Origin of the sequence: Streptomyces sp. S07_1.15, assembly GCF_020739505.1 — a bacterium.
GTDB lineage: Bacteria > Actinomycetota > Actinomycetes > Streptomycetales > Streptomycetaceae > Streptomyces > Streptomyces xinghaiensis.
The window spans coordinates 4,755,829-4,767,839 of record NZ_JAJBZK010000001.1; the positions used below are offsets into that span (position 1 = coordinate 4,755,829).

The 12,011-nt window shown below is 72.7% G+C and carries 12 protein-coding genes; 4 read left to right on the forward strand and 8 right to left on the reverse strand.

Annotated features, from left to right (window positions below):
* Window positions 1-93 precede the first annotated feature (93 nt).
* From ehuA to ehuB, 4 genes are read right to left on the reverse strand one after another with little or no spacing between them, the layout of a single operon-like run.
* Window positions 94-906 carry an ectoine/hydroxyectoine ABC transporter ATP-binding protein EhuA gene (ehuA, locus tag LIX60_RS20500; protein ID WP_043461699.1) on the reverse strand — a complete coding sequence of 271 codons (813 nt, stop codon included), beginning with the start codon at window positions 904-906 and terminating at the stop codon, window positions 94-96.
* Window positions 896-1,546 (reverse strand): ectoine/hydroxyectoine ABC transporter permease subunit EhuD, encoded by a 651-nt coding sequence (gene ehuD, locus LIX60_RS20505; protein WP_227959778.1) that lies wholly within the window; start codon window positions 1,544-1,546, stop codon window positions 896-898. The genes ehuA and ehuD overlap by 11 nt, the downstream gene beginning before the upstream one ends.
* A complete protein-coding gene (gene ehuC / locus LIX60_RS20510) occupies window positions 1,546-2,292 on the reverse strand; it encodes an ectoine/hydroxyectoine ABC transporter permease subunit EhuC (protein WP_227959779.1) in 747 nt (248 codons plus the stop codon). Before ehuC ends, ehuD begins: the two co-directional genes overlap by 1 nt.
* Window positions 2,289-3,188 carry an ectoine/hydroxyectoine ABC transporter substrate-binding protein EhuB gene (gene ehuB, locus LIX60_RS20515; protein WP_227959780.1) on the reverse strand — a complete coding sequence of 300 codons (900 nt, stop codon included), beginning with the start codon at window positions 3,186-3,188 and terminating at the stop codon, window positions 2,289-2,291. Before ehuB ends, ehuC begins: the two co-directional genes overlap by 4 nt.
* Before the next feature lie 166 nt (window positions 3,189-3,354).
* Between ehuB and LIX60_RS20520 the strand changes: the two genes are divergently transcribed.
* Window positions 3,355-3,879 carry a DUF3830 family protein gene (locus LIX60_RS20520; protein WP_227959781.1) on the forward strand — a complete coding sequence of 175 codons (525 nt, stop codon included), beginning with the start codon at window positions 3,355-3,357 and terminating at the stop codon, window positions 3,877-3,879.
* A 79-nt stretch (window positions 3,880-3,958) separates the two neighbouring features.
* Here LIX60_RS20520 and LIX60_RS20525 read toward each other — a convergent pair whose 3' ends face one another.
* Entirely contained in the window at window positions 3,959-5,383 is a 1,425-nt protein-coding gene (locus tag LIX60_RS20525) for an amidase (RefSeq protein ID WP_227959782.1), read from the reverse strand.
* 183 nt (window positions 5,384-5,566) lie between these two features.
* Window positions 5,567-6,535, reverse strand: coding sequence for a D-2-hydroxyacid dehydrogenase (locus tag LIX60_RS20530; protein WP_227959783.1), 969 nt, complete (start codon window positions 6,533-6,535; stop codon window positions 5,567-5,569).
* 244 nt (window positions 6,536-6,779) lie between these two features.
* Between LIX60_RS20530 and LIX60_RS20535 the strand changes: the two genes are divergently transcribed.
* Together LIX60_RS20535 and LIX60_RS20540 are read left to right on the forward strand one after the other, a co-directional pair.
* A complete protein-coding gene (locus LIX60_RS20535; protein ID WP_227959784.1) occupies window positions 6,780-7,802 on the forward strand; it encodes an aspartate/glutamate racemase family protein in 1,023 nt (340 codons plus the stop codon).
* A 326-nt stretch (window positions 7,803-8,128) separates the two neighbouring features.
* Window positions 8,129-8,953: a decarboxylase gene (locus tag LIX60_RS20540; protein ID WP_227962842.1), complete on the forward strand. Its 825-nt coding sequence runs from the start codon at window positions 8,129-8,131 to the stop codon at window positions 8,951-8,953.
* Between the two features lie 123 nt (window positions 8,954-9,076).
* Here the strand turns inward: LIX60_RS20540 and LIX60_RS20545 are convergent, their stop codons facing one another.
* Both LIX60_RS20545 and LIX60_RS20550 read right to left on the reverse strand, forming a co-directional pair.
* On the reverse strand, window positions 9,077-9,688 hold the full coding sequence (locus LIX60_RS20545; RefSeq protein ID WP_227959785.1) for a hypothetical protein: 612 nt from the start codon (window positions 9,686-9,688) through the stop codon (window positions 9,077-9,079).
* Between the two features lie 2 nt (window positions 9,689-9,690).
* On the reverse strand, window positions 9,691-10,440 hold the full coding sequence (locus LIX60_RS20550) for a hypothetical protein (RefSeq protein ID WP_227959786.1): 750 nt from the start codon (window positions 10,438-10,440) through the stop codon (window positions 9,691-9,693).
* Window positions 10,441-10,748: 308 nt separating this feature from the next.
* Between LIX60_RS20550 and LIX60_RS20555 the strand changes: the two genes are divergently transcribed.
* Window positions 10,749-11,855 (forward strand): LLM class flavin-dependent oxidoreductase, encoded by a 1,107-nt coding sequence (locus LIX60_RS20555; protein WP_227959787.1) that lies wholly within the window; start codon window positions 10,749-10,751, stop codon window positions 11,853-11,855.
* Window positions 11,856-12,011 lie beyond the last annotated feature (156 nt).

The following is a 12,011-nucleotide window of genomic DNA, read 5'->3' on the forward strand; positions in this document are numbered from 1 at the left end:
GTCCGCAGGGGCTCGGACAGCCGTCCGCAGGAACGGTACGGCGGTGCCGTCCGGCGCCGGGAAACGCCCGCCGCCCGCACCCGCGCCGCGGGGTCAGAGCACGGCGCTCAGGAACTCCCGGGTCCGCTCGTGCTCGGGCTCGGAGAAGATCTTCTCCGGCGGCCCGGACTCGATGACCCGCCCCGCGTCGAACATCAGCACGTCGTCGGAGATGTCCCGCGCGAAGTTCATCTCGTGGGTGACGACGAGCATGGTGATGTCCGTGGTGTGTGCGATGTCCCGCAGCACGTCGAGCACACCGGCCACCAGCTCCGGGTCGAGCGCCGAGGTCACCTCGTCGAGCAGCAGCACCTTCGGCCGCATGGCCAGCGCCCGCGCGATGGCCACCCGCTGCTGCTGGCCGCCGGACAGATGGTTCGGGTAGGCGTCGGCCTTGTCCGACAGCCCCACCAGGTCCAGCAGTTCGCGGCCCCGCTCGGTGGCCTCGTCCTTGCTCATCCCCAGCACGTGGACCGGGGCCTCGGTGATGTTGCGGAGCACCTTCATATTCGGGAAGAGGTTGAACTGCTGGAAGACCATGCCGATCTTCTTGCGCACCTCACGGGTGTGCCGCTCGCCCGCCGGGACGAGCTTGCCGTTCTTCTCCTCGTGGGTGAGGTATTCGCCGTCGACGGAGATGGTGCCCTCGTCCGGCTTCAGCAAGGTCATCAGCAGCCGCAGAATCGTCGTCTTGCCGGAGCCCGAGGGGCCGATCAGCGTGACGTGCTTCCCGGCATCCACGGTGAAGTCCAGGTGGTTCAGCACCGTATTGCTGCCGAACCGCTTGGTCACCCCGTCGAAACGGATCAGCTCACTGCCGGCCGCCGGGGCCGGGGTCGCGTTCGGGGAACTGCTTTCAGCGGACAAGACGACGCTCCAGGGCTCGCATGAGGAGGGAAGCCGGGTAGGCGATGAGAATGAAGGCGATGCCGACGACCGTGATCGGCTCGGTCATGACGAAGGTCTCGGACCCGAACTGGCGGGCCTCGCCGAGCATCTCCAGCACACCGATCGTGGCGATCATCGGGGAGTCCTTCAGCATCGCGATGACGTAGTTGCCGAGTGCGGGCACGACCCGCCGGATCGCCTGCGGCAGGATCACCGCGGACCAGGTGCGCGTCCGCGGCAGGCTCAGCGCGGTGGCCGCCTCCCACTGGCCGGTGGGCACACCCTCGATACCGGCGCGGTACACCTCGGCGGTGTACGTCGAGTAGTGCAGACCGAGGCCGATGACACCGGTGGTCAGCGCGGAGAAGGTGAGACCCCACTCGGGCAGCACGTAGTAGAGGAAGAAGAGCTGCACCAGCAGCGGCGTGTTCCGGATGAACTCCGTGAACACCTGCACCGGCCAGCGCACCGCCCGCAGCGTCGAGCGCTGCGCCAGGGCCCAGAAGAGGCCGAGCGCGAAGGCGATGAGCGAGCCCAGCACCAGTGCCTGGAGGGTGACGAGGAGACCCCGCCAGAAATCCGGCATGAAGTCGGCGACCGCCGACCAGTCCCACTGCATCAGATACCCCCAGCGCCGGCCGCGTCGGCCGAGATGTCGGTGCGCTCACGGAGATTGAGCTTGCTCAGCAACCCGCCGCCCTTCGCGGGCCGCTGCCCGATCCGGGTCTTCGCCTGCCGCTCGACCACCCGCATGCCGCGGGTCAGGACGAAGGCGAGCACGAAGTACATCACCAGGATGATCGTGTAGACGGGGGCGCTCTCCCCGGTCGCGTTGCGGATCAGCGAGGCGCCGAAGGCCATGTCGCCGACACCCATGATCGACACCAGGGCGGTGCCCTTGAGCAGCTCGATCAGCAGGTTGTTGAAGGGCGGCAGCATCTCCGGCCAGGCCTGCGGCAGGATGATCCGCCGCATCCGCTGCATCGGCGTGAAGCTGAGCGCGATGCCCGCCTCCCGCTGCGCCGGCGACACCGCCTGCACGGCGCCGCGCACGACCTCCGAGCCGTACGCCCCGTAGGACAGGCCCAGCGCCAGCGTGGCCGCCCACAGCGGCAGCAGCTGCCAGCCGAAGGCGACCGGCAGGACGAAGAACAGCCAGAACATCAGTACCAGGGCCGAGGTGCCCCGGAAGACCTCCATGTAGAGGCCGGAGAGGAAGCGGACGATCCACAGCCGGTGCGTCCGGGCGATGCCGACCGTGAAGGCGACGAGAGCGCCGAGGGCCGCGCTGTAGACCGTCAGCTGGACGGTGACCCAGAGGCCTTCGAGGAGGAGTTGCCACAAACCCCAGGTGATCTCACTCATGGTGTGCACTTCTCCTCTGCGGTCAGATCCGTCATCTGCTCCTCCGAGAAGCCGAAGGGCCGCATGATCCGCAGAAGTTCACCGCTGTCCTTCATCTTGTGGAGCTCACGGTTGAAGGCGTCCCGAAGATTCGTTTCGGCTTTGCGGAAGGCGAAGGCCCCCGCGTCGACGACGGGCTCGCCGTCCACGACGGGCTGGATCTCCTCGGTCGCCTCCACACGCTTCGACTTGGTCTCCTTGATGACGTTCCGCACGGTCACGGCCGTGCCCGCGAAGACATCGGCCCGTCCCTGCTCCACCGCCAGGAGTCCGGCCAGCTGGTCCGGCAGGGTCATGATGTTCTTGACCCCGGCGTCCTCGGCGTAGCCGATCTCGGCATAGCCGACACCCGTGGCGAGGGTCGCGCCGGCCTCGGCGACGTCCTTGTAGTCGTTGAGGTTCTTGGGATTGCCCTTGCGGACGATGAAGGCGTCGAGCATCTGGTACTCGGGGTCCGCGAAGAGCACCTGCTGGCAGCGTTCGGGATTGATGTACATCCCGGCGGCGACCACATCGAACTGCTGCGAGTTCAGACCGGAGATCAGTGAACCGAACTCCGTCGGGAACGGCTGGACCCTCGGCACCCCGAGCCGTTCGAAGATGCGGGCGGCCACCTCCGGCGCGTAGCCGGTCATCTCGCCGTCCTTGCCGATGTAGCTGTACGGCTGCTCGCCGGCCAGCCCCAGTTTCACGACACCCTGCGCCCGCAGGCGCTCCAGAAGATCTCCCCCGTCCTTGACGTCTGCGGTGGAGACCCGGCTGCAACCGACCGCCCCCAACGCGCTCAAAGCCGCCGCCCCTGCGAGCAGGGAGCGGCGGCCGATCCGGTACGTATCGTTCCCGCGTGGTCGAGCCATGGGCGGCTCGCTACCCGAAGAGCAAGATTTCATGCCGCTCTTTTCCAGCCTTAACCGAGCTGAGACCGCCGCCGGTTCTGTTGTCATTGATCCACTTGCGCCACCATAAGAGCCCCGCGTCCGCACCGGCCGGGACCCGTCCGGGACGACTGACAGGAGCATCCGAATGACCGACTCCGCACCGCGTGACCGCTCCGCCCGGCACATCGAGGTGTCCCTGGCCAAACGCGGTGTGACCTGCACCGCACGGCTCCTCGACGACCGTGCTCCGATCACCTGCGAAGCCGTCTGGAACGCGCTGCCGCTCGGCGGCGACGTCTACCACGCCAAGTACGCGCGCAACGAGATCTACACCCTGCTCCCGCCGTTCGCCCCCGCCGAACCCCCGCTGGAGAACCCGACGATCACCCCGATCCCCGGCGACCTCTGCTACTTCACGTTCACCGACACCCAGCTCGGCACCAAGTCCTACGGCTACGAGGAGAACGCCGGGCACCGGGGCCGGCGGCAGGTCATCGACCTCGCGCTGTTCTACGAGCGGAACAACCTGCTGATCAACGGGGACGCCGGCTGGGTCCCCGGCATCGTCTGGGGCGCGGTCGTCGACGGCCTCGACCGCATGGCCGAGGCCTGCCAGGACCTGTGGCGGGCCGGGGCGCTGGGCGAGAGCCTCACCTTCCGGCGCGCCTGACCGCCGGGCACCCCCGGCCCGGGCCCGGCGCCCTCCCGTGAGGACGCCCCGGGCCCGGGCCGCACCGCGAACGCCCCGGTCAGCCCGCGGCGGGCGGCGGCACCTCGTCCGCGACGCCCGCCTCGTACAGCGCGTGCGCCGCGCGCAGCACCAGACCGTCCGCGTGCCGGGGCCCCACCAACTGCACCCCGATCGGCAGCCCGTCGCCATCCAGCCCGCAGGGCACGGTCGCGGCGGGCTGCTGCGTGAGGTTGAACGGATAGCTGAACGGCGTCCAGCCCGTCCACCGCGTGTACCCGGAGCCCTTGGGCACCTCGGCGCCCGCCTCGAACGCGGTGCCCGGCATCGTCGGCGTCACCAGCAGGTCGTACGTCTCGTGGAAGCGGCCCATCTCCCGGCCCAGCGCCATCCGGACGTCCACCGCCGTCAGATAGTCCAGCGCGCTGTACGCCCCGCCCTGCTCCGCCACCTCGCGCAGCGCCGGCTCCAGCAGCTCCAGCCGTTCCGGGCCGAGCGGCTGCACCACCCGCGCCACCCCGCTGAACCACAGGGTGTGGAACGCCTCCACCGGGTCCTCCGCGAGCGGCGGTTCGGCCTCCTCCACCTGCGCCCCCAGCGAGGACAGCAGATCCACCGCCCGGCGTACCGCGGCCGCCACCCGCGGCTCGACGGCCACCCGCCCGCCGAACGAGGCGCTGTACGCCACCCGCAGCCCCGCCACAGCCTCCGTTCCGCGGTACAGACCCGCCGCGAAGTCGGCCGGCACCCGGTCGGACTGCGACCAGTCCCGCCAGTCGGGGCCCGTGATCACGTCCATCATCAGCGCCGCGTCCCGGGCGTCCCGGGTCATCGGGCCCACATGGGCCAGCGTCCCGAACGGGCTCGCCGGGTAGAGCGGCACCCGGCCGTACGTCGGCTTCAGCGCGAAGATCCCGCAGAAGGAGCCGGGGATGCGGACCGAGCCGCCGCCGTCCGTGCCCAGGCTCAGCGGTCCCGCGCCCACCGCGACCGCCGCCGCGCTCCCGCCGCTCGACCCGCCCGCCGTGCGGCGCGGATCGTACGGATTGACGGTCACCCCGTGCCGCGGACTGTCGGTGACCCCCTTCCAGCCGAACTCGGGGGTCGTCGTCTTGCCGGTGAACACCGCGCCGTGCTCCCGCAGCCGGGCCACCGCCGGGGCGTCCTCCTGCCAGGCGGCCGGATCGCCGGCGTCCACGGTGTGCGAACCCCGCAGGGTGGGCCCGCCGCGCAGCAGCAGCAGATCCTTCACGGACACCGGCACGCCGTCGACCAGCCCGGCCGGCTCACCGCGCAGCCAGCGCCGCTCGGACTCGGCGGCCTGCGCGAGGGCGCTCTCGGCGTCCACCCGCACATGGGCGCCCACCACCGGCTCGGTCCGCTCGATCCGCTCCAGCACGGCGCGGGCCACCTCGACGGGGGAGAAGGCGCGGGTGGCGTAGCCCGCGAGCAGGCGGGTGGCCGTGAGGTCGCAGAGCTCGGTCATCGGGGCCTCCAGGGGATGCGGCGGGGGAGCTGCGGGGGCGGGTGGGTGCGGGGGTGGCTGCGCGGGTGCGGGGCGGACGCCGGAGGGTGCCGGTGGTGCCGCGTCCGGCGCGGGGCGGGGGCGGGCCGGACCGGAACCCGCCGGGAGCGCCGGCCGTGTCCGCGCCGCCCGGGGCACCGGCGCTCAGGGCACCGGTACGTAACCGAGCCGTTTGTCGACCACGTTGACCAGGGGTTCTCCCGCCACCCAGCGGTCGAAGTTGTCCATGAACTGCTCGGCCAGGGCGTCGCGCCAGCCCACCGTGTCCCCGCTCATGTGGGGGGACACCAGCAGCCCCGGGGCGTCCCACAGCGGGCTGTCCGGCGGGAGCGGCTCCTCCTCGAAGACGTCCAGCGCGGCGCCCGCGAGCGAGCCCTTGACCAGCGCCTCCGTCAGATCCCGCTCCACCACCAGCTGTCCCCGCCCGACATTGATGAACCGGGCCGTCGGACGCATGAGCGAAAAAGCTTCCGCGTCGAACATTCCGTGGGTGTCCTCCGTCAGCGGAGCCGCGGCAATCACCCAGTCGGCGGAAGGCAGAAGATCTTTCAGTGCCGCGTTGTCGTACACGCGATGGAATTCCGCGTCATTTTCCCGCGCGGTGCGCCCGACGAGTTCCACGACGACACCCAGTGCCGCGAGCGTACGGCCGATCGCCCGGCCGATCGGGCCGGAGCCGGCCACCACCGCGCGGCTGCCCGCCAGCCGCATCGTTTCCCGGTGCCGCCATTGCCGCCGTTGCTGGAGTTCCCAACTGCCCGGAAAATCCTTGGCCAAGGCGATCACGAGCCCGGCGACGTACTCCGCGATGGGCTGCTCGAAGATCCCCCGGGCGTTGGTCACCACCGCGTCCGAGTCCGTCAGCTCCGGGAAGAGCAGCCGGTCGACCCCCGCGCTGGCCGTGTGCACCCAGCGCGGCCGGCGCCCCTCGCCGGGCCAGGCGCCGCGGAGTACATCGGTGGTGAAGTCCCACACCAGCAGGGCGTCGGCGGAGGGCAGCAGCGCCGCCAGCGACTCCGCGTCGCGGGCGTGCACGACTCGGGCCCGGCCGGAGAGCCGGTCGAGCCGGGGGGCGGGCTCGCCGCCGAGGACGAGCAGGGTGCTGTCGGTCATGGGTGGGAAACCATTTCGAAACGTCTCTCCGCTTCGCTGGAGAGGAGCCGGGAAAAACGGCGGGAGAACTGGGATTGACCACGCTAGGGACCGGAAACTACCTTCGTCAATACGGGTAATGCCGACCCGGCTTACGACGTGTCGGCTTCTGTCCCGGCGCCCCGGCGTGCACGGCTTTCGCTTCTGTGGTACCGCCCTCTTTCCTCGGCTTCGGCCTGCCCTCCGTTCGTATTGGGGCTTCGGAATGGACATCTCTTTTCTGGGTGGCCCGCGCCCGCAACGTGGCGTGGGTGTCGTGGCACCGTTCGATTTCGCGCTGGACCGGGAGCTGTGGCGCTGGGCTCCCGACCAGGTCTCGCTGCATCTGACCCGTACGCCGTTCGTGCCGGTCGAGGTCAGCCTCGACCTGGCCCGGCTGGTCAGTGAGCACGAGACCCTCCGGGAGGCCACGCACACGCTGCGCGCGGTCAGCCCCGAGGTCGTGGCCTACGCCTGCACCTCCGGCAGCTTCGTCGGCGGCCTGGCCGGTGAGCGCGCCATGTGCGCGGCGATGGCCCAGGCGGGTGAGATTCCGGCAGTGACCACCTCCGGTGCCCTGCTGGAGGCGCTGGCGGAGATCGGGGCCCGGCGCATCGCCCTGGTCACGCCGTACACCGCCTCCGTCACCCAGTCCCTGGAGGAGTATCTGGCGGAGGGCGGGGTCACCGTCACCGACCGCGAGTTCCTCGGCCTGACCTGCCACATCTGGAAGGTCTCCTACCGGTCGGTGGTGGAGATGGCCCGGCGGGCGGTCACCCACGGAGCGGACGCGCTCTTCATCAGCTGTACGAACCTGCCGACGTACGACGCCATCCCGCAGCTGGAGGCGGAGCTGCGGATGCCGGTGCTGTCGGCCAATCAGGTGACGATGTGGTCGGCGCTGCGGCGGATCGGGGAGCGGGCGGTGGGGCCGTACCAGGCGCTGCTCGACCCGGTGGCCAGACGCGGTCCGGCGTCGATGACGGCCTCGCCCCCCGCGTCCCCGGCGCCGCCCCCGCAGGGGGTGCCCCCGGCACCGTCCGCCGTGCTGCCGGAGAGCCCAGGGGCGGCGGAGGTGCTCGGCGGCCCGGGCGGGCTCGGCCCCATGGTGCCGTTCGGGGACGGGCGCGGGGAGCCGGAGGCGGCGTTCGCCGGGGCGGCGGGCGGCGCGGGGGCCGAGACCGAGGCGGCGGACGCCCTGGACGCGCCGCTGTACCCGGACGATCCGGCCGGCCCGGCACCGCTCTGAACCCGTACGGCGTGTACGGCGCGTACGGGTTGGCGGGCCGGGCGGGAAGGGAGGGGCGGCGGAGACGGGGGGCGACGACAGGAACGGCGAGACCAACAGGCAGGAGAGCGAGACGCATGGCAGAGCTGACGACCCCGGGCACCCCTTCCGGCACGACGACCGGCACGACGGGTGCCGCGATCGGCACCACGACCGGTACGACGGGCGCGGCGACCGGCACGACCGCCGGCCCGGTGGCGGGAGCGGCGCCGGAGACGGCCGCGGCAAGGGCGGCGGAGACCGGGACGGAGCCGGCGGGCGGCCCCGCCGCGGCAGCCGTCGGCTTCCTGTACCCCGGGTACTCCGCCGAGGACGACTACCCGCGGCTGGAGGCCATGCTGGCCGGGGCGGACCCGGGGGGCGGCGGCGACATGGAGCCGGGGAGCGCGGTGACCGGCGGAGCCGGCGCGGGGGACGGGGGCGGGGTCCTCGGGCTGGCCGGTGCCGTCACCGGCGCCACCCCCGCCGTCCGGCTGCCGCTCGTCCACACCGACATCGGCGAGGACGCCCACCGCGTCGACGCCCTGCTGGAGATGGGGTCGGCCGCCCGCCTGGCGGCCCGGGTCGACGAGCTCCGGGCGCGGGGCGCGCAGGCCGTCGTCTGGGCCTGCACCAGCGCCAGCTTCGTCTTCGGCCGCGAAGGCGCACAGGAACAGGTGCGCGAACTGGCGCAGGTGGCCGGGCTTCCGGCCTCCAGCACCTCCTTCGCCTTCGCCCACGCCATCGGAGACCTGGGCGTCGACCAGGTGGCCGTCGCCGCCACCTATCCGGAGGACGTCGCCGAACTGTTCACCGCCTTTCTGAAGTCCTTCGGCACGGAGGTCGTGGCGATGCGCGGCAGCGGCATCATCACGGCGGCCGAGGTCGGCACCTGGGGCTGGGAGGAGGTACGGGCCCTCGCCCGCGCGGGCGACCACCCCGAGGCGCAGGCCGTGCTGCTGCCGGACACCGCGCTGCACACCGCCGCGTACATCGCCCGGCTGGAGGCGGAGCTCGGCAAGCCCGTGCTCACCGCGAACCAGGTGACCGTCCGCGAAGGGCTGCGGCTGCTCGCGCACCCGGTGCCGCACCGGCCGCGGCTCGGAGCGCTCTTCTCCGCGGCCGCGGCCTGACGGGGACGAGAAGAAGGGGAGGACGACGGACACGGCCCTCCGGAGCGTCGCTCCGGAGGGCCGTGTCCGCGCGCGGCCGGGCGCGGTGCGGAGTCGTGGAGGAGGGCCCCGCGCACCGGCCCGCTACGTCCCCGTGCCGCCCCCGGCCCGGGTCGCGGGCCGGCTTCCCGGCGCGGGGAGGACGGGACGCGTTCCGCCGCCCCGCGGGCACACCCAGGAGGCGGTGCCGTCGACGACCTCGGCCACCGGAGGGTGGCCGTGCCCGCGGACGGGGCACGGGGGAACCGGCGCGCCGCCGGCCGCCTCCAGGACGGCCTCCTGCAACTGCCCGGCGAGGAGAGCCACCGCCTCGGCCTCGCTCAGCCCTTCGCCGAGGAGCACCTCCACGGCGGAGCCGTCGCGGAAGGCCAGCGTGACGGCCACGGGGGAGGCGCCGTGCTCTCCGCCACCCGGCCCGGCGTTCTCCTCGGCGCCGGCTCCGGTGCCGGGGGCGCGCCCGCCGCCCGGGTCCCCGTCGTTCGCCGGTTCCCCGTCGTCCGAACCGCCCCCGTCATCCGTCCGGCTCTCGTCCGGGCGCAGCCGCAGCCGGGAGGTGAAGGCCGCCGGGCCGGGCTCCGGTGCCCCGGGCTCGTCCGGCGCTCCGCCGGTGACCTCCAGGGTGTGACCGGCGGGGTCCCCGAGCTGGCGGAGGATCGCCTCCGCCCAGCTCCGTACGGCGGTGGTGCCGGGGCCCATCGCTACTTCTTCGCCTTGACGGCGGCGGCCCAGGTGAGGGTGCCCACCCCGGGCCGCCCGCCGATCCGCACCGGGAAGGTCATGTAGTCCTGGAACTGCACGACGTCATCATGCCGGACCGGCTTGAGCGTGCCGTGGAACAGGTAGTTCTTCCCCACCACGTGACCGGCGTTCCTCGGCATCGCCTTGCCGTTCCTCCACCACGAGACGCCCCTCTCCCGGACCGGGCCGGTGATCACGGACCGTACCCGCGCGGAGATCCGGAACCCCCAGTTGATCGTGGAGTGGCGGCAGTTGAAGCGGGCGTGGAGTGTGCCGTTGGCGTCGCTCCAGCTCGGGTTCTTGTCGCAGCGCAGGATGGCCGGTCCCCGGCGCTTCACGTCCGGTGCCGCCGCGGGGGTGCGGGCTCCGGCCGGTGGAGCGGAGAGGGCGGCGGCCGAGGGCGTGCCCAGGACGGACCGCAGCTGTTTCCGCTCGGCGCCGGTCAGCGCGGGCGCGGAGCCGTCCGGTGCCGCGTCGAGCGTGATGCGCAGGGTGGACTTCCCGCCGTCCCGGACGGCGGTCGAGGTGAAGGTCCGCTTTCCGGCCGGGGCGTCCGCCGCGGTGCCCGGGTGTGCCGCGGCCGCGGCCGGCTGTCCGGCGTTCCCGGGCACCGGCTTCGCGGGTACCGCGTGCACCGTCCCGGTGGCGGGAGCGGCCAGCGCCAGCGCCACCGCGCTGATCACCGTGGTGTTCCTCACTGTCTTGAGCATGTGAACTCCCCCGTGCCGCCGCGAAGTCGCCGAGGGCACCCTGCCCCCGGGGCGGCGGCGCGCGGGAATCAATCTAGGAGAGACGGGCGGCTGATTGGAGAGGTTCCGGAGCAATTGGCGATATTCCAACCACTCTGTCTCATTCACCCATTTATGTGATGAGCGGTGCGGGGAGGGCGGCGGGAAGCGCCGGGAATAACCGGAGTAGCTCTCCGGTTGTCCGGCCGGCACGCGGAAACGCGCACGCGGACCTCGGCAGGCGCGCCGCGTGAGCGCCCGGACAGAGACCCATCAGGGAGGCAGGCCGCATGGCCACCGAGCACGACACCATCCGCGGCACGGCGCGGGGCACCGCCCCGGTCCCGCTGTCCGTCCTGGACCTCGCCACCGTCGGCAGCGGATCCACCGCCGGGGACGCACTGCGCACCGGCACCGAACTGGCCCGTACCGCCGAACGCCGCGGCTACCACCGTTTCTGGGTGGCCGAGCACCACTCGATGCCCGGTATCGCCAGCTCCTCCCCGGCCGTGATCCTCGCCCACCTCGCCGCGCACACCGAGCGCATCCGGCTCGGCTCCGGCGGCGTGATGCTCCCCAACCACGCCCCGCTGGTCATCGCGGAGCAGTTCGGCACCCTGGAAGCCCTCGCGCCCGGCCGGATCGACCTCGGCCTCGGCCGCGCCCCGGGCACCGACGGCGCCACCGCCGCCGCCCTCCGCCGTACCGACCGCCTGAACGAGGGCGCGGACGACTTCCCGCAGCAACTCCTCGAATTGACCCGCTTCCTGGACGACACCTTCCCCGACGGCCATCCGTACAGCCGCATCCACGCCGTCCCCGGCCCCGTCCAGGCCACCTCGCCCGGCGGGGTGCAGTCCGCCGGGCGGCCGGAGGTCTGGCTGCTCGGCTCCAGCGGATTCAGCGCGCAGCTGGCGGGCTCCCTCGGACTGCCGTTCTCCTTCGCCCACCACTTCTCGGCGGCGAACACCCTTCCGGCGCTGGAGCTGTACCGGGAGTCCTTCCGCCCGTCGGCGGTCCTCGACGAGCCGTACGCCGCGATCGGCGTCGCGGTGCTCGCGGCGGAGGACGAGAAGGAGGCCCGCCGCCAGATCATGACCGGTGCCCTGTCGATGCTCCGCCTGCGCACCGGCCGGCCCGGCCTCGTCCCGACCCCGGAGGAGGCCGAGGCGTACCCGTGGAGCCCGCGGGAGCGCGGCTTCGTCGACAGCTGGGTCGGCAACATCGTCCACGGCACGCCGGACGTGGTCCGCGAGGGCCTGGACGCCCTCGCCAAGCGCACCGGTGCCGACGAGATGATCCTCACCTCGAACGTGCACGGCGCGGATGCCCGCCTCCGCTCGTACGAGCTGATCGCCGACGCCTACGGCATGCCGGACGGCCCCACCGCGGCCTGAGCCCCGGGGTCCGAGGCGGCCCGAGCCACCCGCGCCCCGCGAACACCCCGACGACCCACGGGTGTTCGCGGGGCGCCCCGCTCCCGTGCCCGCCGGGCTGGACGCCCTCCTGTCCGTGCGGCCCGGTACGGTACGGAACGTCACGGGGAGCGACGG